Annotated in this window: 20 protein-coding genes; 13 read left to right on the top strand and 7 right to left on the bottom strand. The window is 58.6% G+C overall.

The window, feature by feature from the left end; genetic code table 11:
- Nucleotides 1–23: 23 nt before the first annotated feature.
- Nucleotides 24–1,088 carry an A/G-specific adenine glycosylase gene (gene mutY, locus QUE75_RS16295; protein WP_286251804.1) on the bottom strand — a complete coding sequence of 355 codons (1,065 nt, stop codon included), beginning with the start codon at nucleotides 1,086–1,088 and terminating at the stop codon, nucleotides 24–26.
- Nucleotides 1,085–3,259 (bottom strand): AsmA family protein, encoded by a 2,175-nt coding sequence (locus QUE75_RS16290; RefSeq protein ID WP_286251802.1) that lies wholly within the window; start codon nucleotides 3,257–3,259, stop codon nucleotides 1,085–1,087. The genes mutY and QUE75_RS16290 overlap by 4 nt, the downstream gene beginning before the upstream one ends.
- Before the next feature lie 193 nt (nucleotides 3,260–3,452).
- Between QUE75_RS16290 and QUE75_RS16285 the strand changes: the two genes are divergently transcribed.
- The 5 genes from QUE75_RS16285 (at nucleotide 3,453) to hisF (ending at nucleotide 6,977) form a co-directional block, all read left to right on the top strand.
- A complete protein-coding gene (locus tag QUE75_RS16285; RefSeq protein WP_106694642.1) occupies nucleotides 3,453–3,914 on the top strand; it encodes an SRPBCC family protein in 462 nt (153 codons plus the stop codon).
- 106 nt (nucleotides 3,915–4,020) lie between these two features.
- A complete protein-coding gene (gene hisB / locus QUE75_RS16280; protein WP_058090483.1) occupies nucleotides 4,021–4,614 on the top strand; it encodes an imidazoleglycerol-phosphate dehydratase HisB in 594 nt (197 codons plus the stop codon).
- Between the two features lie 27 nt (nucleotides 4,615–4,641).
- A complete protein-coding gene (hisH, locus tag QUE75_RS16275) occupies nucleotides 4,642–5,280 on the top strand; it encodes an imidazole glycerol phosphate synthase subunit HisH (protein WP_061332988.1) in 639 nt (212 codons plus the stop codon).
- Between the two features lie 176 nt (nucleotides 5,281–5,456).
- Nucleotides 5,457–6,194, top strand: coding sequence for a 1-(5-phosphoribosyl)-5-[(5-phosphoribosylamino)methylideneamino]imidazole-4-carboxamide isomerase (hisA, locus tag QUE75_RS16270; protein ID WP_152439019.1), 738 nt, complete (start codon nucleotides 5,457–5,459; stop codon nucleotides 6,192–6,194).
- Nucleotides 6,195–6,203: 9 nt separating this feature from the next.
- Complete coding sequence (gene hisF / locus QUE75_RS16265; RefSeq protein ID WP_072676352.1) at nucleotides 6,204–6,977, top strand: imidazole glycerol phosphate synthase subunit HisF; 774 nt, start codon at nucleotides 6,204–6,206, stop codon at nucleotides 6,975–6,977.
- Here hisF and QUE75_RS16260 read toward each other — a convergent pair.
- The 4 genes from QUE75_RS16260 to gpmI form a co-directional block, all read right to left on the bottom strand.
- Nucleotides 6,974–7,753, bottom strand: coding sequence for a divergent polysaccharide deacetylase family protein (locus QUE75_RS16260; RefSeq protein WP_152439683.1), 780 nt, complete (start codon nucleotides 7,751–7,753; stop codon nucleotides 6,974–6,976). The two genes, hisF and QUE75_RS16260, sit on opposite strands and share 4 nt — an antisense overlap.
- A 35-nt stretch (nucleotides 7,754–7,788) precedes the next feature.
- Complete coding sequence (locus QUE75_RS16255; protein WP_106694644.1) at nucleotides 7,789–9,183, bottom strand: S41 family peptidase; 1,395 nt, start codon at nucleotides 9,181–9,183, stop codon at nucleotides 7,789–7,791.
- 87 nt (nucleotides 9,184–9,270) lie between these two features.
- Nucleotides 9,271–10,374, bottom strand: a complete 1,104-nt coding sequence (locus QUE75_RS16250; protein WP_106695143.1) for a murein hydrolase activator EnvC family protein — start codon at nucleotides 10,372–10,374, stop codon at nucleotides 9,271–9,273.
- Between the two features lie 53 nt (nucleotides 10,375–10,427).
- A complete protein-coding gene (gene gpmI, locus QUE75_RS16245; protein ID WP_286251791.1) occupies nucleotides 10,428–11,975 on the bottom strand; it encodes a 2,3-bisphosphoglycerate-independent phosphoglycerate mutase in 1,548 nt (515 codons plus the stop codon).
- Between the two features lie 217 nt (nucleotides 11,976–12,192).
- Here gpmI and QUE75_RS16240 point away from each other — a divergent pair, with 217 nt between their 5' ends.
- The 8 genes from QUE75_RS16240 to QUE75_RS16205 all read left to right on the top strand — a co-directional run bounded on the left by QUE75_RS16240 (nucleotide 12,193) and on the right by QUE75_RS16205 (nucleotide 20,308).
- Nucleotides 12,193–12,609, top strand: a complete 417-nt coding sequence (locus QUE75_RS16240; RefSeq protein WP_106694646.1) for a rhodanese-like domain-containing protein — start codon at nucleotides 12,193–12,195, stop codon at nucleotides 12,607–12,609.
- Nucleotides 12,610–12,741: 132 nt separating this feature from the next.
- Nucleotides 12,742–13,239: a protein-export chaperone SecB gene (gene secB / locus QUE75_RS16235; protein ID WP_058090491.1), complete on the top strand. Its 498-nt coding sequence runs from the start codon at nucleotides 12,742–12,744 to the stop codon at nucleotides 13,237–13,239.
- A gap of 139 nt (nucleotides 13,240–13,378) precedes the next feature.
- A complete protein-coding gene (locus QUE75_RS16230; RefSeq protein WP_286251787.1) occupies nucleotides 13,379–15,376 on the top strand; it encodes a TonB-dependent receptor plug domain-containing protein in 1,998 nt (665 codons plus the stop codon).
- 37 nt (nucleotides 15,377–15,413) lie between these two features.
- Nucleotides 15,414–16,538 (top strand): HmuY family protein, encoded by a 1,125-nt coding sequence (locus QUE75_RS16225; protein WP_286251785.1) that lies wholly within the window; start codon nucleotides 15,414–15,416, stop codon nucleotides 16,536–16,538.
- Nucleotides 16,539–16,541: 3 nt separating this feature from the next.
- Complete coding sequence (locus tag QUE75_RS16220; RefSeq protein WP_286251783.1) at nucleotides 16,542–17,615, top strand: hemin-degrading factor; 1,074 nt, start codon at nucleotides 16,542–16,544, stop codon at nucleotides 17,613–17,615.
- Nucleotides 17,612–18,466 (top strand): heme/hemin ABC transporter substrate-binding protein, encoded by an 855-nt coding sequence (locus QUE75_RS16215; protein ID WP_068351437.1) that lies wholly within the window; start codon nucleotides 17,612–17,614, stop codon nucleotides 18,464–18,466. The genes QUE75_RS16220 and QUE75_RS16215 overlap by 4 nt, the downstream gene beginning before the upstream one ends.
- Nucleotides 18,456–19,493 (top strand): FecCD family ABC transporter permease, encoded by a 1,038-nt coding sequence (locus QUE75_RS16210; RefSeq protein WP_286251780.1) that lies wholly within the window; start codon nucleotides 18,456–18,458, stop codon nucleotides 19,491–19,493. Before QUE75_RS16215 ends, QUE75_RS16210 begins: the two co-directional genes overlap by 11 nt.
- Nucleotides 19,494–19,513: 20 nt before the next feature.
- Nucleotides 19,514–20,308, top strand: coding sequence for a heme ABC transporter ATP-binding protein (locus tag QUE75_RS16205; RefSeq protein WP_286251777.1), 795 nt, complete (start codon nucleotides 19,514–19,516; stop codon nucleotides 20,306–20,308).
- Here the strand turns inward: QUE75_RS16205 and trmL are convergent.
- Nucleotides 20,266–20,730: a tRNA (uridine(34)/cytosine(34)/5-carboxymethylaminomethyluridine(34)-2'-O)-methyltransferase TrmL gene (gene trmL, locus QUE75_RS16200; RefSeq protein ID WP_286251776.1), complete on the bottom strand. Its 465-nt coding sequence runs from the start codon at nucleotides 20,728–20,730 to the stop codon at nucleotides 20,266–20,268. The genes QUE75_RS16205 and trmL overlap by 43 nt on opposite strands.
- Between the last annotated feature and the right edge of the window lies 1 nt (nucleotide 20,731).

The raw sequence follows: 20,731 nt of genomic DNA, 5'->3' as shown, positions 1-20,731 counted from the left end.
TTGAGCATCGGCAATTGCTGGGGTCAGAGCAGGGCGGCTTGCTCCGGTTCTGTCAGCAGGGTGCGAATAGGGGCAGGCAAGCCCAGAGACAATGCTTCATCACGATGCAGCCAGCGGTGCCTGTCGGAATCGGCGATGCCGGATACGTCTATGACTGGCAGTCGCGCGGGTTGGATGTGCAGGTGGTAATGGCTGAACGTATGCCGAAAGCTGCTGATCAGGTCCGGGTTCTGGCAGGTGATGCCCAGTTCTTTCTCGCAGGCTTCCTGCAGTTCTTCCGAGCTGTAGGCCGGGTCCAGCTCCGGCAGGCTCCACAGGCCGCCCCAGATGCCGCTGGGTGGTCTGCGCTCCAGCAATATCCGGCCTTCTGCATCTTCCAGGATCAGCATCCAGGTGGTTCTCTCTGGTTTGGCTTTCTTCGGTTTTGAACCAGGGTAGAGCTTCACCTCGCTGTGGGCTCTGGCTGCACAGCCATCGCTGATAGGGCAGGAGTCGCAGACGGGTTTGCTGCGGGTGCAGACCATGGCGCCCAGGTCCATAATGGCCTGGGTGTAGTCCCGGGCGCGATCTTGGGGCGTGTGTGTTTCTGCGTGTTCCCAGAGTGTGTTGAGCACCTGGGTTTGCCCGGGCCAGCCGGGTACAGCGTGATAGCGGGCGAGAACCCGTTTTACATTGCCATCCAGAATGGTGGCCCGTTTTCCGAAGGCCTGGGCAATGATGGCCGCAGCGGTTGAGCGGCCAATGCCGGTGAGGGATTCGAGTTGCTCCTGGTTGCAGGGGAACTCGCCCCCGAATTCCTCAACCACCTGTTTGGCGGCTTTATGCAGGTTGCGGGCGCGGGCATAGTAGCCAAGGCCGGACCAGTGGCTGAGCACATCGTCTTCCGGTGCGGAGGCCAGGGCATGCACATCCGGAAAGCTCACCATAAAGGCTTCGAAGTAGGGGATGACGGTGGTGACCTGGGTCTGCTGAAGCATGATCTCAGAGACCCACACCCGGTAGGCGTTGCGGTTATGGTGCCACGGCAGGTTGTGCCTGCCGTGCTGGTCGTACCACGTCAAAAGCTGGTCGGCGAACCGGTCACTCATCGGTTGAACAGCCCCCGAACGGCATCCCGCACACGCTCGCCGTCTTCGCCCAGGCGCTTGTCGATTTCCTCGCGAGCCTTCTCTTCGGCCCGCTGTTTGGCGCGATCTGTCTCTTCCCGAACCTTTGCGCGGGCCGCATTGGCGGCGATGTCTTTCAGGGTGTCACGGAAACGTGATCCGTCGAATGAGCACAGGCCTGCGGGGTTCTCAACGAAATTGCCGCGACATTCAACCGGAATCACCACGTTCTGAACGTATTCGGTAACCCGGCAGGCATTGTCACGGTGAATCTCGCCGACAATTCTGAGTCCCAGTTCGTAATCCAGCTGGCTCTGCTCCATGTCTACCGTGCCGTCGCCTTCCAGGCGCATACCGGCGAGTGCGGCAACCAGGTCGGTGTTGTTCAGGGTGTTGCCATCAATTTTCAGGGTGCCGCGCATATCGTTGAAGGGTGTGTGGGTGCCCCAGTCGGTGGTGCCCAGGGTTTCCTGGTTGGCCAGAGCAATGCCCTGGCAGGCCATGCGTGTCAGGTTCATGTTGCGCAGCATGCCCTCGGCCAGATTAAAGCTGATCTCGCCCTTGGCGTTGTTGCGCAGGGTAGAGACGCGGTTGCCGTTGGTGTCGACAGCCACTTTCAGGTTGGCCGCGCCGGACAGCATGTCTACCTCGGCAAGGTCGGTAAGCAACGGCAAGGTTTTTACGTTGGTCACATCAGAACGAACCCGCCATTTCGGATTGTCTGTGCGGGCATCGATGGTGACGTTGGCGCCGAAGCTGCCGTCATAGAGTTTGCCGCTGAACTCATCCACTTGCAGCAGGCCGTCTTTGGCGGTGGTGCTGGCCTTGATCTCGTTGATGGTCAGGTTGCTGATGATCAGCTCGCCCAGGCCAAAATCGATATCCAGCAGCAGGTCACGAAGGGTTTCCAGTGGCAACAGGTCGCCTTCCGGACCCGCTTCGGCGGTTTGCTGTGGAGCCGCCTCTTCTTCATCGGAGGCTGGCGGCAGGTAACGGTCGGCGTTGATCTTGTCGCCCTGCAGGTTAAAGGTGAGCCCGCCGTTGGTCAGATTGTAGCTGCCGCCGCCGTTGAAGGTGGTGTCATCCAGGGTGATTTTCAGGTCGCTCAGGGCAACGGTGCCCGGCTGGCCGCCAAGGTTGGTGGACAGTGCAATGGCTTTGAGCACATCCGGATCGTCGGTTTCTATTGCCGGCTGGCCCAGATTGCTCAGAAGTTGCTTGAGCGAGAAACTGGCAATCTCCAGGCGGCCATCCAGTGCTGGCTGATCGCCGAAACCCCTGATATTCAGGTTGGTGCTCAGCTTCAGGTTAGCCAGGCTGGCGGTGAAATCGTTTAGAGAGGCGGTTTCCTCCTCCAGATTGGCCTGCAGCGAGCCGGCCACTTCCGCCTTCACGGATTTGCCACCGAACGGTTCGCCGTTCATGTCAAAGACGGCTTTGAGGCCGGATACCGCAAATTCGTTCAGCGCCTGATTGGCGTTCACACGGGCACTGATGCCGCCATCAACAGCAAATTGCGGTTGGGCGGTTTCCACCTTGAAGCGAATGTCGAGGGGGAATTCGGAGCCCAGGGTGATATTGCTGGCGGAAACCGTGAAATCTTGCAGGGTCACAGACTGGCCGGTGCCCAGGTCGTTGTAGTGAATCCGGGCGTTGGTGATTTCGATGTTTTCAACGTTGAAGTCGAGCATCTCGCCGCCCGCGGCTTCCTCGGATGCTGTGTCGGGCTCCGCTGCCGCCGGTTCAGGCGCCTCGGCGGGTTCACCTTCGGGCATGATTCGCGTCCAGTTACCCTCGCCCTGTTCGTTCACCACCAGTCGCGCATCCAGGCCGTCCAGCAGGAAGGTATTCACCCGCGGCGCCATGGCAATCAGCGACCAGAAATCGATCTGGGCAACCAATCGCTCCAGCGCAACCAGCCGCTCGCCTTCCAGAGTGGCCTCGACATCGTTCAGCTCAAGGCCCAGAGGAATGAAAGACCAGCCAATGTCGCCTTCCAGAATTAGATCCAGGTTGGTGTGTTTCTCAACCGCAGCCTCAATCTGGGGCTTGTAATCATTCGGATTGATGACGGCAACGGCAATGGCAATAGCGGCGACCGCCAGCACAATCAGGGCGATCACGGCATAAAGCGCATAGCGAATAACTTTCATGGTACGAGTTCCTTGTCTTCCCGGCAGGGTGTGGTACCTGACTATTACGGATGAATAACCCAAAGGATAACGCAGGGTTAGTAAATTAACAGTGCAGGAATATGACAATGCGTTAGTCTTGGTTCAAAATACCCTCTTTTCCGAGGCCGGCGCGAACGCCCGGCACATAAATAAGCACAAGAAGGAGTCGGCTGTGGCCATTACCGTATCGATTGAGCTGAACCGGGACCTGGAGATTCCGGCAGGCTATAACGAAGTATTCGATCTGTTGGCAGACGTCCCCAAATCTGCCAGCCACTTCCCGAAAGTAGATAAGCTGGTTGATCTCGGTGGTAACGCCTACCGCTGGGAAATGGAAAAAGTGGGTGTCGACAAGCACGCCATCCAGTCTGTGTATGCCTGCACCTATCACGCAGACAAAGACAACGGAAAGATCACCTGGGAGCCGGTAAAAGGCGAAGGCAACGGCGTGGTCAGCGGCGCCTGGACACTCACTGCCAACGGCGACAACTCAACCAAAGTGCGTTTCCAGACCAGCGCCCAACTGACAGTGCCCCTGCCCAGCCTGCTCAAGCTGGCCATCAGCCCGGTCATCAAACACGAGTTCAACAGCCTTGTAGACACCTACATGAACAACCTGAAGAACGCGTTCTGAGCTATCAGGGCGATTGATGCGGTTGCGGGACTCCGGCTGTGTTAACAGGTATAATCTGCGAATTGAATGTTTACAGTAGCAAGCCTGTTTTCTAGACGGAGTCTCCATGGCTGAACGCAAGGCTCGGGTAGAGCGAAATACCCTTGAAACCCAGATCTCTGTCGAGATCAACCTCGATGGCACCGGCAAAGCCTGCTTTGACACCGGCGTGCCCTTCCTTGAGCACATGATGGACCAGATTGCCCGCCACGGCCTGGTAGACCTGGACATCACCTGCAAGGGCGACCTGCACATCGACGATCACCACACCGTGGAAGACATCGGCATTACCCTCGGCCAGGCTTTCAAACAGGCTGTTGGCGACAAAAAAGGCATCCGCCGTTACGGCCACGCCTACGTGCCCCTGGACGAAGCCCTGTCCCGCGTGGTCATCGACCTCTCCGGCCGCCCCGGTTTGCTCATGGACGTACCCTACACCCGCGCCAGCGTGGGCGGGTTTGATGTGGACCTGTTTGCAGAGTTCTTCCAGGGCTTTGTCAACCACTCCATGGTGACCCTGCACATCGACAACCTGAAGGGCAAGAACACCCACCACCAGATCGAAACCGTGTTCAAAGCCTTCGGCCGCGCACTGCGCATGGCGATTGAAATGGACGAGCGCATGGCGGGCATCACCCCGTCCACCAAAGGCGCCCTGTAACCGGTCACCGAAAGGAACAGATACACCATGAAGACCGTCGCCATCATCGACTACGGCATGGGCAACCTGCATTCCGCCCGCAAAGCCGTAGAGCACGTGGCCCCGGACTGCACCGTGCTGGTTACAGACGATGCCGCCAAAATCCGCGAAGCCGACCGGGTGATCCTGCCCGGCGTTGGCGCCATCCGCGACTGCATGGCCGAAATGCACCGTTTGGGCGTGGTTGAACTCGTCAAAGAAGTTTCCCAGGACCGCCCGTTCCTCGGCATCTGCGTCGGCATGCAGGCATTGATGGCCCGCAGCGAAGAAAACGGCGGCGTGGAAGGCATCGGCCTGTTCCCGTCCGAAGTCCGCTACTTTGGTGACAACCTCACCGAAAACGGCGAACGCCTGAAAGTGCCCCACATGGGCTGGAACCAGGTGTACCACACCGTAGACCACCCGCTCTGGCACAACATCCCGGACGGCGACCGCTTCTACTTTGTGCACAGTTACTACGCCGAAGCCGACGGCAACGCCGACATGGCCGGCCGCACCCGTTACGGTGTCGACCTGGCGGCAGCGGTGGCAAGGGACAACATATTTGCAGCGCAGTTCCACCCGGAGAAAAGCGCCCGGGCAGGCCTGCAGTTGCTGGAAAACTTTACGAACTGGACTGGAAAGTAAGCAGGCAAGCACATAGTAGCGCTCTGGGGCAGGGAGGCCTTTCAGGGACTGTCTGCAGCAGGGATGCTGCAGTCAAGCGTACAGGGATGTATTTACAGCGTGTCCCTGAAAGGCCTCCCTGCTCCAGAGTGCGAGCGCCAAACTCCTTGCCCGACTTTCTGAATAGGAAGAACAAAATGCTCATCATCCCCGCTATCGATTTAAAAGACGGCAAATGCGTAAGACTGCGCCAAGGCCGCATGGAAGACTCCACCGTATTCGGTGACGACCCCGTCGACATGGCCACCAAATGGGTCAACGCCGGCGCCCGCCGCCTGCATCTGGTCGACCTCAATGGTGCCTTCGCCGGCGAACCGGTCAATGGCGAAATCGTAAAAGCCATTGCCGTAAAATACCCGAACCTGCCCATCCAGATCGGCGGCGGTATCCGCTCCGCCGAAACCATCGAAGCCTACCTCAAGGCCGGCGTGCAGTGGGTCATCATCGGCACCAAGGCCGTTAAAGAGCCCGAATTCGTCACCGAAATGTGCAAAGAATTCCCGGGCCACATCATCGTCGGCCTGGACGCCAAAGACGGCCGCGTCGCCACCGACGGCTGGGCTGAAGTCTCCGAAGTCATGGCGGTAGACCTCGCCAAGCGCTTCGCCAACGACGGCGTATCCTCCATTGTTTACACCGACATCGCCCGCGACGGCATGATGCAGGGCGTAAATGTGGAAGCCACTGCCAAACTGGCGGAAGAGGGCGGTATCCCGGTTATTGCCTCCGGCGGCGTCACCAACATGGACGACCTCAAGCGCCTGGCCACCGTAGCGGACAAAGGCGTGATCGGCGCCATCACCGGCCGTGCCATCTACGAAGGCACCCTGGATGTGGCCGAAGCGCAAGCCTACTGCGACAGCCTGAAAAACTGAGGACAGATCATGGCACTGGCAAAACGCATCATTCCCTGCCTGGACGTCGACAAAGGCCGCGTGGTTAAAGGCGTCAACTTCGTGGATATCCGCGATGCCGGCGATCCTGTTGAAGTGGCCCGACGCTACAACGAACAGGGCGCGGACGAAATCACCTTTCTGGATATCACTGCCAGCAGTGAAAGCCGCGACACCACCTACGAAACCGTAGAGCGCATGGCCGCAGAAGTGTTTATCCCGCTGACCGTGGGCGGCGGCGTGCGCACCGTAGACGACATACGCAAGCTGCTGAATGCTGGTGCCGACAAGGTGTCCATCAACACGGCTGCGGTCTTCAATCCGGAATTCGTGAAAGAAGCTGCCGAGCGTTTTGGTCGCCAGTGCATCGTGGTCGCCATTGACGCCAAGCGCGTGAGTGCAGAAGGCGAAGAACCCCGCTGGGAAATCTTCACCCACGGTGGCCGCAAGCCCACCGGCCTGGATGCCGTTGAATGGGCCAAAAAGATGGTGGATCTGGGGGCGGGTGAACTGCTGCTGACCAGCATGGACCGCGACGGCACCAAGATCGGTTTTGATCTGGGGCTGACACGAGCCATCAGTGATGCCGTGGCGGTGCCGGTGATTGCCTCAGGTGGTGTGGGTGAGCTGCAGCATCTGGCGGATGGTGTTACTCAGGGTGGTGCCGATGCGGTACTGGCAGCCTCCATCTTCCACTTCGGTCAGCACACCATTCCCGAGGCCAAGGCCTTTATGAAGGCACAGGGTATCGAAGTTCGGGATTAATCCCCTTTAGCGTAGGCAGGCCGAATGGCCTGCTTCTCGCCTTCCGCAAACATCTCCCGGTTGCCATTGCGCATGGCCCAGATGCCGCTCACGGTCGCGACGGCAATGCCTTGTTCATCCAGTTTCGGCAAGTGCTTCTCCAGATAATCCACAGTCACTTTGTGGGGGTGGCCGATGCCGATGGCCGTGCCTTTTTCTTTGGCGGTTTTGATCAGAAGCTGGAACTGCTGGTCCACAAACTCTTCGGTTTGTTCGTGGTCCAGGAATACGTCCCGGGTCAGGCTGGGAATCTGGTAGGCCTGTGCCACTTGCCCTGCGATTGAGTTGGCGATGGTACGGCTGTCAACAAAATACACCGGGTATCGGTAAAGCTCCTTCATCACCCAGTCCATAGGCTGCAATTGCTGGGTAAGCAGGCTGCCCATGTGGTTGTTCACCCCGCTGACATGGGGAATGGACTGCAGCGAGCGCCTCAGAGTTTTGGTCAGGGTCGCTTCGTCCATATCCGGTGTCAGCCCCCCGGGCCCCAGCCCAAAGTGCCGGGTATTGGCCATCGGCGCATGCAGCATGATTTCCTTGTTCTGCTGATAGGCGAGCTTGGCGAGAGAGGTAGTGTGTTTGCGGAAGGGCAGGAAGGCCAGTGTCAGCGGCTGTTCCATCTGCGCCAGCCGCTGCCCTTCGTACAGGTTATGGCCCATATCATCGATGATAATAGCAATCGTCGGGGGATACTGATCTCCCCCGGGGCTCGCGGCAAAGACTGCCGGCCCGACCATCAAGCCGGCCAGCAGAATAACGGTTTTCAATAGCCTCACTGATTTTTGCCCTGATCCCGCCGGTTGAGAATGTTCATGCCTTTCAGTAGGTTCAGCGCGGAACGCAGCTGGTAATCGCGCTCAGCTGCAGAAGCCGGAGTTTCGGCTTGCTGTTGCCGTTCCAGGCGTTCCTGTTCTTCATCCTGACCTTGCAGGTGGCCGCTCAGGTCTGCCTCGGTAAAGAAGGGACGTCCGTCAAGTTCGGTCAGCTCGGCGGGGCGAACTTCGATGTCTGGCTTGATGCCGGTGGCCTGGATCGAGCGGCCTTCCGGTGTGTAGTAGCGGGCGGTGGTCATCTTGATAGCGTGGGTTTCGTCCAGCGGGATAACGGTTTGCACGCTGCCCTTGCCGAACGACTTGGTGCCCATAATCACCGCACGGCCGTGGTCCTGCAGCGCACCGGCCAGGATCTCGGAGGCGGAGGCCGAGCCACCGTTGATCAGAACAACGATGGGGGTGCCTTCCATAATGTCGCCGGCTTTGGCGCTGAAGCGAAGCCGCGAGCTCTGGATGCGCCCCTCGGTGTAAACAATCAGCCCTTCATCCAGCAAGGCGTCTGCGGTTTCGACGGCTGCCTGCAATACGCCGCCGGGATTGTTGCGAACGTCGATAATCAGGCCATCCAGGTCGCCGCCATATTCTTCTTCCAGTTTGGTCAGGGCCTGGCGGAACTGCCGTCCTGTTTCGGCCTGGAACTGGGTAATCCGCACATAGCCGTAACCGTTTTCAATCATCCGGGATTTAACGCTGGTTACCTTGATGACATCGCGGGTAACGTCGATCTCGATCGGGGCGCTCTCGCCTTCCCGCATGATGGTCAGGGTCAGTACCGTGCCCGGTTTGCCGCGCATGAGTTTCACGGCTTCCTCAAGCGACATGCCTTTGACCGGCTTTTCGTCCAGTTTGATGATCAGGTCACCTGCCAGTACGCCGGCTTTGTGAGCGGGGGTGTCGTCAATGGGTGCAATGACTTTTACAAAGCCGTTTTCCATACCCACTTCAATGCCCAGACCGCCAAACTCACCGGAGGTGCTTTCTTCCAGTTCCTCGTAATCCTTGGGGGCAAGGTAGGTGGAGTGGGGGTCCAGGTCAGACAGCATGCCTTTGATGGCGCTTTCGAGGAGTTTGCGGTCTGACACTTCTTCCACGTAGGCGGCTTTAATGCGGCTGAAGACTTCGGTGAACTTCCTCAGGTCATCCAGGGGCAGTTGTTCTTCCGGGTCAGGGAGCTGAATCTGTACCCGCTCGCCGTTCTGGATGCCTTCCAGAATCTGCTGGGTCTGGGCTTCCTGGTCTTGTGCCAGGGCCAGTCCGGGGGCGGCCAGACAACAGGTCGCAAGTGCGATGGCGCGTAGTGGTGAGATCTGGAGAGTACTTCTAACCCGTTTCATTCACATATCCTGTTGTGTTTCCGCAAGTTGGACCAGCTAGGCTCCCGACAGTATGGCGCCCGGCGCGGTGTTTGTCAGCCCTTTGGTTCAGGGTTTGCCAAGCCAGCTGCGGGGGTTGACCGGTTTGCCGTTCTGGCGCACTTCAAAATACACCGCCGGATCTTCCGTGCCTCCGGTGCGCCCGGCCAGGGCAATGGTTTCGCCAGCACCTACCCAGTCCCCGGGGGCGGTGAACAGGCTGCTGCTATGACCATACAATGTCATATATCCGTCGCCGTGGTCGATGATGGTCATCAGACCAAAACCGCGAAGCCAGTTGGCGAAAACGACGCGGCCGTAGTGCACGGCTTTGACCTCGGCTTCTTCCGAGGTGTTCATGATGAGGCCATTACGGCGAAGCTTGCCATCGGCGTAGGTTGCACCGTAGTTACTCACAACCCGGCCCTGGACCGGCCATGGCAGGCGGTTACGCAGTGATTTGAAGGGGCGCGACTCGTTGGGGGCGGGAATGCTGGCAATGGCTTCCTGAACCTCTTCCAGCAGCCGCTCCAGACGTTTGCGGTCTGCCTCCAGATCATCCCGCTCGCCGCGGCGGGTGCGGATGTCGGCATTCAGGGCCGCCAGGGTTTGCTCGCGCTCCTTGCGGGTGTCCGCCAGTTGCTTCTGGCGCTGCTCAAGGTTGCTTTCGGTTTTCGCCAATTCCACCCGGCTGGCCTGGACAGCCGCGCGGGCGGCTTTGAGTTCCTGAAGACTGGCCAGGAAGGCTTCAAGCCGTTCAACGGTATCTTTGCTGAGATATTCGTAGTAGGTCAGGGTGCGGGCGATCATGCCCGGCTCGATTTCATTAAGAAGAACTTTCAGGGCTGGTGCATCGCCTTCCATCCAGGCGGCGCGTATTTGTTTCTTCAGGCTGTCCCGTTGTTTGTCGAGGGTCTCGGCCAGTTCGTTTTCCTGCGTCTGCAGTTCGCCAAGCCGTTGCTGCTGTTCATCCGCCCGGGCCCGAAGTTCGCGGCGCTCACGGGTCAGGTCGCTGATTCTGCGTTCGGTGGCAACCAGCTGCTTTTCAAGGTCGGACCGGTTCTTCTCGGCGCTGACCAGCCATTTGTCGATAGTGGCGATACGCTTTTTAAGCGCTTCGACCTGGGCCGGCGTGACCTCCTGCTGGGCGTGCAGTGGCGTGACCCCCAGCATGAGGGCCACTACCAGTATGGCGAGCCGCGTGAACACGTATTCCGGCAGCCGGATCAGCTGAAATCGACCAGGCTGTGCCCGGACATTTCCTTTGGCTTTTCGTCGCCCATCAGGGCGAGCAAGGTCGGTGCAATATCGCACAGGCTGCCGTCATCCTTGAGAGTGACCTTGCGGTGGCCGGTATAAACCAGCGGAACCGGGCCGATGGTGTGGGAGGTGTGCAGCTGGCCTGAGTTCGGGTCGGTCATCTGCTCACAGTTGCCGTGGTCGGCGGTAATCAGCGCTTCACCGCCCACCTCGTCCAAAGCTTCCACCACCCGCTGCACGCACTGGTCCAGGCACTCAGCGGCTTTGATGGCGGCGTCCAGTTTGCCGGTATGGCCAACCATGTCGCCGTTGGCGTAGTTGCATACGATCAGGTCGTACTTGCCGCTCTTGATGGCTTCGACCAGCTTGTCGGTGACTTCCGGTGCGCTCATTTCCGGCTGCAGGTCGTAGGTGGCGACTTTCGGGGACGGCACCAGAATGCGGTCTTCGCCTTCAAACGGGGTTTCCAGGCCGCCGTTGAAGAAGAAGGTGACGTGGGCGTACTTTTCGGTTTCAGCGATGCGCAACTGGGTCTTGCCAAGCGCGGCCATATATTCACCCAGGCCGTTGCTCAGCTGCTCCGGCGGGTAGGCGCAGGAGGTTTTGATGTCTGCCGCGTACTCGGTCAGCATGACAAAGTCGGCCAGTGCCGGGTGCTTTCGGCGGTCAAAGCCGTCGAAGTCCTGTTCCACGAAGGTGCGGGTCATTTCCCGTGCGCGGTCGGCCCGGAAGTTCATGAACAGTACCGAATCGCCGTCGTTGATGGTGCCTTCCGGCTGGCCTTCGGCGCGAATGTGAGTGGCTTTTACGAACTCGTCGTTTTCGCCCCGCTCATAGGCTTGATCCAGCGCGGTGAGCGGATCTTCAAACGTGAATTCCGCCTCGCCCAACGTCATGGCGTTGTAAGCGGCTTCCACCCGATCCCAGCGGTTGTCGCGGTCCATGGCAAAGTAGCGGCCCACGATAGTCGCCACCCGGCCAACGCCCAAGGCTTTCATTTTGGTTGCGGCTTTTTCCAGGGACGGGCGAGCACTGCGCGGGGGCATGTCGCGGCCGTCCAGGAACGCATGAATGTACACCTCTTTGGCACCACGGGCCGCGGCAACCTCTGCGGCAGCCAGCATATGGTCCTCGTGGCTGTGTACGCCGCCGGGGGACAACAGGCCCATGATGTGAACGGCCTTGCCATTGGCTACGGCTTTATCAATGGCGTTGCACAGGGCGTCGTTGCTCTGGAACTTGCCGTCTTCAAGGTCTTTGTCGATACGCGTCAGGCTTTGATAGACCACTCGGCCGGCACCCAGGTTCATGTGGCCTACTTCGGAGTTGCCCATCTGGCCCTGGGGCAGGCCCACAAACATCCCTGAGGTGTTGATCAGGGTCTTGGGCTGATTCTGCCAGAGCTTGTCCCAGAACGGAGTCTGGGCGTTGGAAATGGCATTGTCTTCAGCCGGGTCCCGGTGGCCCCAGCCGTCGAGAATAATCAGTGCAGTGGGCTTGCGCGTCTCGGTCATCATTTCGTCCGGTTGATTGCGAAAGTAACGGATTTGAAGTGGGTCAGATTGTAACCGTTTTCATTTGCGCAGGCCACGTAAGGGCGCACATCGGTATCATGCATTGGCACTATGGTTTGAGGCTCGGGGCTTGCAGCCTGCCGGCGAAGACGCTTGCCTTCTTTGAGTCGTTACGGGTGTGTATAATCCCGCCAAATCAAATTTTCAGGGTAGTTTCATGGACCGCTTGTTTGAATTCGTAGTCAATCATTACATTCTGGTATCACTGTTCGTGGCATTCCTGGTGGCCATTCTGGTGTTGGAATCCCGGCGGGGTGGCACCAAAATTTCGGCTCAGGGTGCCGTTACTTTGATCAACAAGGATGAGGCGGTAGTGGTGGATATCCGGGATCGCAAGGAATTTGGCGAAGGTCGCATTACCGGCTCCATCAATATCCCGTTGAACAGCCTCAAGAGCCGCGCCAATGAGTTAAGCAAGTTCAAAGACAAGCAGATTATTGTGGCGGACAAAATGGGCCAGCATTCGGCCATGGCGGTCAAGCAGCTGAATGCTGAGGGCTACGCCAATGTGGTGCGCCTGAATGGAGGTATCACCGATTGGAGAGCCAGCAATCTGCCGCTGGTGAAAAAGTAACAGGGCTTGATCTGATTGCCGATCTGTCGCACTGTTTCACATTACCTGCCGGGACCACGCAGTAGACTGTTTCGGCTCACGTGACCATAACAACGGGCTATTGCCCTTTTTACCAGAACGAAAGGACTGATCATGGCTGAGAATCAGCAAGCCGCAGGCACCGAAAACCAGAACCAACCCCAGTTTGCCCTTCAGCGCATTTATGTGAAGGACCTGTCTTTTGAGTCCCCGAATGCTCCCCTGGTGTTTCAGGAGCAGTGGAAGCCGCAGGTGAACCTGGATCTGAATACCGCCCATAACAAGATCAGTGATAATCAGTATGAAGTTGTTCTGTCGCTGACCGTTACTGCCAAGGTGGGCGAGAAAGTTGCCTACATCGTTGAAATCCAGCAGGCCGGCGTATTCATGGTGTCTGGTATTGAAGGCCCGCAGCTGGGTCAGATGCTGGGCGCGTACTGCCCGACGATTCTGTTCCCCTACGCCCGCGAAGCCATCGACGGCATCGTCAACAAGGGCAGCTTCCCGGCCCTTATGCTGGCGCCGGTGAACTTTGACGCCATCTATGCCCAGGCGCTGAAGCGCAAGCAGGAAGAGGCGGCAGGCGAAGCCAAGGAAGAGCAGACTCACTAATCGTTTGGTTTTCTGAAGAGATTAAAAAAACCGGCTGAGGCCGGTTTTTTTGTGCGCGCTTGATATTCATCAATTGAAGGGTTGATCTTTTATGTAAACAAAATAATAATCGTACGCATTACGATTATTGGTGGGTGATATGTTGAATTCGAAAGCTGATCTCCAGCGGTGGTCGCTGTTCCTTTTGCTTTTGGGAGGTTCCGGTAACACGGTTGCCGAGGCCTTTTACCTGGATGAGCTGGTTGTCACTGGAACAAGAACGGAGCGTCAGTTGCTGGACACTCCTGTGCGCACCGAGGTTGTCACCGCGAAGGAGCTTGAGAGAACTCACGCCCGGAGCATGAAAGAAGCGTTGGAGAACGTGCCCGGGGTTCAGCTGAGGGAGGTTCACGGGAAACCCGGGTATGAGGTTTGGTTGCAGGGAGTTGAGGCTGACCGGGTTCTGGTGCTGATCGATGGTATGCCGATGACGGCGACGACGGGTTCATCCGTTGATGTCAGTCAGTTGGCAGTCCTTGATATCGAGCGTGTCGAAGTAGTCAAGGGAGCTGTGTCTGCTCAATACGGCAGCGCCGGTATCGGTGGGGTGGTCAACATCATCACCCGTCCGCCAGCTTCCGGGTTCTCTGGTCATTTCACCGCTGACGTCGGTACCTATGGCGATCAGAACCCTTCCGGGAGTGACGCCGACCCCGCGCGCTATTCGGCCCGAGCCTCGGTCCAGGGTGGCAATGAACAGCTGGCCCTTCGGTTATCCGCATCACACCAGCATTCCGATGGCATCGACCCGCAGCCAGAGACCTGGGCCCGACCGGGCGATGAATACGACCGAACCGATCTCAGCTTCCGCACCGACTGGTCTCCAAACAGCAACCACCGGCTGAGCGCTGCGGTCGCCCGATTCGAAGAGGAGTCCGGGTCACGGTTTACCGAACGCAACCCGCCTATCAATCAGGGTAAGGATGAAACGGTCACTCGCACCCGCTATACCCTGGCTGGCGACCATGGTCGCAATTCAGATTTGCGTGCCGGTTGGGCCGCTGTCCATGAGACCCTCAACGACGATACCTTGAAATACACGGCCAGCAGTGTCTTTGATGACCGTCGTGCCGAATCTACTCTGTCCCGTTTTTCGGCCCATTTGGGCAAGCCGGTGGGGCTCAGTCATCACTTGCAGGCTGGTGTCGATGTTAACCGCGAAACCCTCAAGCAGACCAAGGACGGCGCTTCCGAGCTGGGTGCTGAGCCTCGCCGGCAGCGTGAGAGCCAGGAGGTCTGGGTTCAGGACACCTGGATGCCCACCGCGAATCTTGAGTTGGTGCCCGGCGTCCGTTTCCAGAATGACTCCGATTTCGGAACCCACACCGCCCCGAAGATCAATGCACGCTACGACCTGATCCGGACCGATTCCCTGACCGGCTTCCTCCGAGGTGGCGTTGGCGCCGGATATCGGGTGCCGAATCTCAAGGAGAGACACTTCACTTTTGACCACAGCCAGCTTGGCTACATCGTGCAGGGGACTCCTGATCTGGAGCCGGAGCAATCCGTCAGCTACCAGTTTGGAGGAGGCCTGTCCTGGAACAGGTCTGCATGGCTGGAAGCGAACGCCTTCTTTAATGATATCGAGCAACTGATCCAGACCTCGCCGGATGCCGAGGCTACCGAGGCGCGGAACGACGGAGTTCAGGTTTTCTCCTATGAAAACCTTGCCGAGGCAAGGACCTGGGGATTCGAGACCACGGCTGGCTGGGAGCCCTCCGAGCACTGGCGACTCACCGCCGGCTATACCCTGACCAGAACCGAAGACGTGGCAACAGGCGATGAGCTTAATCACCGCCCAAGGCATCAGGCGCGCCTCGGGCTGGATGGTCCGTTTTGGCTGCCCGGACTGTCCTGGAGTGCGAGGCTTCGGTACCAGAGTGAAGAGTTCGTGAATGCGGCCTCGGGAACCGAGTCCCCGGGGTATACAACGGCCGACCTGAAGCTGAACTACCGGTTCTCCGACCAGCTTCGATTGTTCGCCGGTGCCGAGAACATCACCGGCGAACAGCGTGATTTTTCCAATGCCAGTGAAGATTTCAGACCGGTTGCCGGGCGTTTCCTCTACGCCGGGCTGACGGTTTCCTTTGGCCAATGATGCCCGAACACCCGAAAAACATATGAAGGAGACATCCATGGAAATTTTCGATAACAGGCCTCTGGCCGTTGTGCTGGCCACCCTGGCTCTGACGGCCTGCGGTGGAGGTAGTGACAACTCCATCGCGGAGGACGATACAGATAATGTCAGCAATTTTTCCGAGCAGTTGCTGCCCGCGGCAACGGAGACCGTCTACCTCAATCTGGAAACCGGAGCGATGGTGGAAGACGGTGGCGACTGGCACATTGCCGCCAACCGTTTGAGCTTCAAGGTGAACAGCGGTGCTTCCGGAAGCGGAAGCGTTGTCGGCGCTCTGGCTATTGCCCAGGACGATTTTTACGATGGTAATGGCGACCCCATCGCGAATGTGTTCATCAACGCCACCGCCAACTCAGAGCAGGAGCACTTGCTGGGCATTCTTGAAGAGCCGGCTAGCTGGCAGGAGGATGCCTTTGCCAGTGCATTTGGGGCCTCAGATACCTGGTCTCAATACGATTTCGCCACGGGCGTGATCAGAGAGGCAGACGATGTTGGTTATCTGGTGCGTTCTGCCGAGGGAAATAGCTATGCCCGAATGCGGGTTGTCGACTTCAATTTCCCGACCCGCGAAGGACAAGGTATTGAAGATTTCACACTGGAGTTTGACGTGCAGGCCTCTGGCGCGTCGCAATTCAGTGCCACACCAGTCACTTTCACTCCCCCTGCAGGCTATGACGGCGGCGACGTATGCTTCGATTTTGACTCAGACGCCGTTGTTGATTGTGATACCAGCGACAACTGGGATGTCCAGGTCGGCTTCTCTGGTCGGGACTGGTACCTGAAATCCAACAGCGGTGTGTCTGGCGCCGGGAAAGGCGGGGCCTCCGACCCGATGACCTGGAGCGAACTTGCCGCCAATGACAGCGATCCAGGTGTACCCCAGCTCTACAACACGGACTCAACCGGCGGGGTATTCACGGATAACACCTGGTACGCCTACAACCTGACCAACCAACACAAGATCTGGCCCAACTTCCGAACCTTCCTGATCAAGGCTGAGGCTGATGATCCTGAGTCCACGGTCTGGGCGTTGCAGATCGTCGGATACTACGACCAGAACGGAACCAGCGGACAGCCTACGGTGCGTTGGTTGCCGGTGGAACTTCAGCAAGCCGAGGAGTAAGTCATGCAACAGGCAATAACCGATTCAGTAGGTGTGCCGGACAACCTGCCGGCACGATGGGATGCCATAAGACAACAGGAGCCAAATCTCAGGATCCGCCAGGTCGCAGACCGGCTTGGGGTCAGCGAAATGGAGCTTGTACGGCTCCGGGAGCGTGATGCCGTCGTTCCACTGGTAAATGAGTTTAGTCAGATCCTTGGGGCCCTGGAGCAGGTCGGACCGGTGATGATTCTTGCCCGCAACAACGAGGTAGTTCATGAAGTTACCGGTTGCTTCAGAGACTTCACGGTCGGCGGCTCTGGAGCTATGGGGCTGGCGGTTGGAGAGATTGACATACGGGTGTTTTTCAAACACTGGGCCTGGGGCTACCGGGTACTGGAGCAGGTGCGGTCTGGGCTACGGGAGAGCCTTCAGTTTTTCGACCAGTACGGCACGGCCATTCACAAGATTTATCGAGTGGACACGACCGATGCTGATGCCTGGGAAAAAATGGTTGAACGCTTTACAGCAGCCCGCCAGGAAGCCTTTAAACCGGTAGGCCGGCGAGAGACATTGCAGCGTTCGTCCCCGGAAACCGTGGATGTTGATGCGCTGCGCACCGGCTGGGAGAAACTCAAGGATGTCCATCATTTTGGAGCCCTGTTAAAGCGTGCCGGTGCTGACCGCCTGACAGCGCTCGAGCTGGTGCGTGGTGAGTGGGCCACGGAGCTCCAGTCAGGGGATCAGAATGTGCTGGATCGGTTGCTGGGATTGCTGAGAGACAACCAATGCCCGGCGATGTTCTTTGTCGGCAATCCCGGGATTGTCCAGATCTTTACCGGGGGTGTCACAAATGTTCGCCGCACTGGCCCCTGGATGAACGTACTGGATCCGGGCTTCAATCTGCACGCTAACACCGACGGTATCAAACGCTGGTGGTTGGTACGACGTCCGTCCACCGATGGCCTGATCACCTCTGTGGAAGCTTTCAATGGAGACGGAGAACTGGTTCTGACGGTTTTTGGTGAACGTAAACCCGGCATTCCGGAATCCGAACTCTGGCGTGAACAGGTCGCAACGCTTGAGGCTTTGTCATGAGGCTGCGGTGGCTCCTGTTCATTCTGATTGGATTGTCGCTGGCATCGGGCTCGGTGTTTGCCGAACCGAGCCGTCTGGTGACTGCAGACGGAGCCATCACCGAAATCGTCTATCGCCTTGGGCAGGAGTCGCGCCTGGTTGGAGTGGATACCACCAGCGGTTATCCGGAGCAAACGGCTGAGTTGCCCAAGGTTGGTTATCTGCGCGCTTTGCCTTTCGAGGGCGTTCTGGCACTGAAGCCGGATATGCTGATTACCTCAGAGCAGGCTGCGCCCGCCAGGAATCTTGAGCGCCTCGCGCGCGCCGGGGTTCGGGTTGCGCAACTGCCGTCGCGGTGGACCGCGGAGGCAGCGCTGGAGCGCATATTGTCTGTTGGCGAGCTGCTCGGGGCAACCGAGGAAGCGCGGGCTCTGGTGGCTGGCGTAGAGGCGGATATCCGCCGGATTCAACAGAACACCGGAAACCGTGATTACCAGCCCAGAATTCTGTTCATCCTCGCTGCGGGCAACCACTCGGTCATGTTGGCCGGGTCGGATACTGCAGCGAATGCGCTGGTTGAACTGATCGGGGCCGAAAATGCTGCCCAGGGTATTAAAGGGTACAAACCGGCCAACCGGGAGGCGATTCTTGCTTCCCGCCCCGATGCGGTGGTGATTGCGGAATCCACTCCGGGCCAGTTCGACATTGCGGGGTGGCCAGAGGTTGAGCGCCTTGAAGCATGGCAGTCCGGGCATCGGCTGGTGGCCGACAGTATGTTCCTGCTCGGCTTCGGCCCTCGCTTGCCGGAAGCTATGGCGGCGCTTAACGATGCCTTGCCCGGCCAAAGGGAAATAGCCGCCAATGATCCGTGACCATTCCGGTCGTTTGCCGTTGGCGCCGGCGCTCTTGTTGCTGGGAGCTCTCCTGGCGGTTGCGGCCCTGGCATCGATAGGTAGTGGTGCCTACGACCTTGCACTGATGGATATTCTCAAGGTGGTTGCTGGCCGGGAAGCTTCGGATCCGGTAGCGGCTATGGTTGTGTTGGAAGTCCGGTTACCCCGGTTTCTGCTCGGCTTTCTGGTTGGAGCTGTATTGGGGGTTTCCGGCGCGATCCTACAGGGGCTTTTCCGAAACCCCCTGGCAGACCCTGGCCTGATTGGTGTCTCTGCTGGTGCGTCACTGGCAGCCATTGCCGTTATCGTTCTTGGCGGGACGGCCCTTGGTGGTTGGGTGACCCTGGCGGGACAGTGGGCGTTACCTCTGGCTGCGTTTGCCGGCGGCAGTGGCACCGTCATTCTGGCCTGGCGGATTGCCAGTCGTGCTGGCCAGACCGCTGTGGCAACGCTTCTATTGGCGGGTATTGCCATCAACGCAGTGGCGGGCGCAGCAACCGGTTTGCTGACGTTCTACGCAAGCGATGAGGAATTACGATCCCTGACGTTCTGGACAATGGGGAGCCTTGGCCACGCTGCCTGGGACGATCTTGTTTTGGGCGCACCTTTCATGATCCTGGCTTTAATGGCAGCACCCTGGCTGGCCAGACCGCTGGACGCGTTTTTGTTGGGCGAATCGGTAGTGGGCCACTTGGGGTATCGAACAGCCACCGTTAAGAAGGTTGCGATACTGGTTGTCGGGCTAGGTGTTGGCGCAGCCGTGGCCGTAAGCGGACTGATCGGCTTTGTCGGATTGGTTGTGCCGCACCTGGTAAGGCAGCTGCTGGGAGCGAGTCATCGAGTGGTGTTGCCAGTCAGTGTGCTGATGGGGGGAACCCTGTTGGTTGCGGCTGATGCCATCGCGCGAGTTGTTGTTGCACCCGCCGAGTTGCCCATCGGGCTGATGATGTCTCTGATCGGAGGTCCGTTTTTTCTGGGTTTGCTCATGCGGAGAAAGGTGATGTGATGGTCCTGGAAATTCAGAACTTGAGTGTATCTCTAGCGGGAACGGAGATTGTCAGCGATATCAATCTGACGGTGTCTGCTGGTGAAGTATTGATGCTGCTGGGGCCGAATGGTGCGGGTAAGTCAACGCTTATGAAAGCACTGGCTGGAGAATTGCCGTACCGGGGCCGGATCCGACTTGCAGGCCGCGAACTTGGTGGCTGGTGCCCGGGTGAGCTGGCACGCCATCGGGCGATTATGCCTCAGAGTGTTGAGGTTAACTTCCCACTAACGGTGGAGGAAGTGGTGGCCCTTGGTCGTCCGGCCGCAACCCGCCGATGCGCGGATTCCGTGGCAGAAATCCTGATGGAAGCCCTGGAGATCAAGCATTTGCGGCATCGACTGGTGCCGGGATTGTCCGGCGGGGAACAGCAGAGGTTGCAGCTGGCAAGAGTGCTGGGGCAGATATGGGATACCCGACAGGATCGACTGTTATTGCTGGACGAGTGTACGTCGGCGCTGGACCCCGCGCACCAACAGATGGTGTTGGAGCTGGTAGGCGCAATGGCCAGGGAGCACGGGGTGGCCGTGCTGGCCATCGTCCACGACCTCAATCTTGCGGCTCAGTTTGCAGACCGAATGGTGGTCATGAAGTCTGGCCGCTGCTTTCATGAAGGGGGCTCCAGTGAGGTCCTGACGCCGTCACTATTGAAAGCGGTTTACGGCTATCGGACTCGGGTTATTCAACTCCCTGAGGGCTATCCGCTGGTCATTCCCCTTGCCAGCGCGAGTACTCAGACAGCGCCGTTGAATCCGGTCTGCCGCCAGGCCTCATAAACCACCAGGGCGGCGGTATTGGACAGGTTCAGGCTGCGGCTTTCCGGGCGCATGGGCACCCGCAGCCGGTTCTGTTCTGGCAGGGCTGCCCGAACGTCTGCCGGCAGCCCTCGGGTTTCCGGTCCGAACATCAGGTAGTCGCCATCCTGGAAAGCGGCTTCGTGATAGTGGCGACTGCCTTTCGTGGTGAGCCCGAACAGTCGCGCAGGCTGCTCGGTTTCCAGGAAGCTGGCGTAATCCGGGTGGATCTTCACGGTGGCGTACTCGCTGTAATCCAACCCGGCCCTGCGCATCTGTTTGTCCTCCAGGGAAAACCCCAGAGGTTCAATCAGGTGCAGCTGACAGCCGGTGTTGGCGCAGAGCCGGATGATATTGCCGGTGTTGGGCGGTATCTCCGGCTCATAGAGTACAACGTGCAGCACC

This window comes from Marinobacter shengliensis, assembly GCF_030297115.1.
Taxonomy (GTDB): Bacteria; Pseudomonadota; Gammaproteobacteria; order Pseudomonadales; family Oleiphilaceae; genus Marinobacter; species Marinobacter shengliensis.
Note: the sequence above shows the minus strand (reverse complement) of the source record. Positions and strands in the feature narration are given on the sequence as shown.

Coding starts and splice junctions, on each gene's coding strand:
- mutY (WP_286251804.1), bottom strand. CDS start 1,088: ATGAGTGACCGGTTCGCCGACCAGCTTTTGACGTGGTACGACCAGCAC.
- QUE75_RS16290 (WP_286251802.1), bottom strand. CDS start 3,259: ATGAAAGTTATTCGCTATGCGCTTTATGCCGTGATCGCCCTGATTGTG.
- hisB (WP_058090483.1), top strand. CDS start 4,021: ATGGCTGAACGCAAGGCTCGGGTAGAGCGAAATACCCTTGAAACCCAG.
- hisH (WP_061332988.1), top strand. CDS start 4,642: ATGAAGACCGTCGCCATCATCGACTACGGCATGGGCAACCTGCATTCC.
- hisA (WP_152439019.1), top strand. CDS start 5,457: ATGCTCATCATCCCCGCTATCGATTTAAAAGACGGCAAATGCGTAAGA.
- hisF (WP_072676352.1), top strand. CDS start 6,204: ATGGCACTGGCAAAACGCATCATTCCCTGCCTGGACGTCGACAAAGGC.
- QUE75_RS16260 (WP_152439683.1), bottom strand. CDS start 7,753: ATGGTCGGGCCGGCAGTCTTTGCCGCGAGCCCCGGGGGAGATCAGTAT.
- QUE75_RS16255 (WP_106694644.1), bottom strand. CDS start 9,183: ATGAAACGGGTTAGAAGTACTCTCCAGATCTCACCACTACGCGCCATC.
- QUE75_RS16250 (WP_106695143.1), bottom strand. CDS start 10,374: ATGCTGGGGGTCACGCCACTGCACGCCCAGCAGGAGGTCACGCCGGCC.
- gpmI (WP_286251791.1), bottom strand. CDS start 11,975: ATGACCGAGACGCGCAAGCCCACTGCACTGATTATTCTCGACGGCTGG.
- QUE75_RS16240 (WP_106694646.1), top strand. CDS start 12,193: ATGGACCGCTTGTTTGAATTCGTAGTCAATCATTACATTCTGGTATCA.
- secB (WP_058090491.1), top strand. CDS start 12,742: ATGGCTGAGAATCAGCAAGCCGCAGGCACCGAAAACCAGAACCAACCC.
- QUE75_RS16230 (WP_286251787.1), top strand. CDS start 13,379: ATGTTGAATTCGAAAGCTGATCTCCAGCGGTGGTCGCTGTTCCTTTTG.
- QUE75_RS16225 (WP_286251785.1), top strand. CDS start 15,414: ATGGAAATTTTCGATAACAGGCCTCTGGCCGTTGTGCTGGCCACCCTG.
- QUE75_RS16220 (WP_286251783.1), top strand. CDS start 16,542: ATGCAACAGGCAATAACCGATTCAGTAGGTGTGCCGGACAACCTGCCG.
- QUE75_RS16215 (WP_068351437.1), top strand. CDS start 17,612: ATGAGGCTGCGGTGGCTCCTGTTCATTCTGATTGGATTGTCGCTGGCA.
- QUE75_RS16210 (WP_286251780.1), top strand. CDS start 18,456: ATGATCCGTGACCATTCCGGTCGTTTGCCGTTGGCGCCGGCGCTCTTG.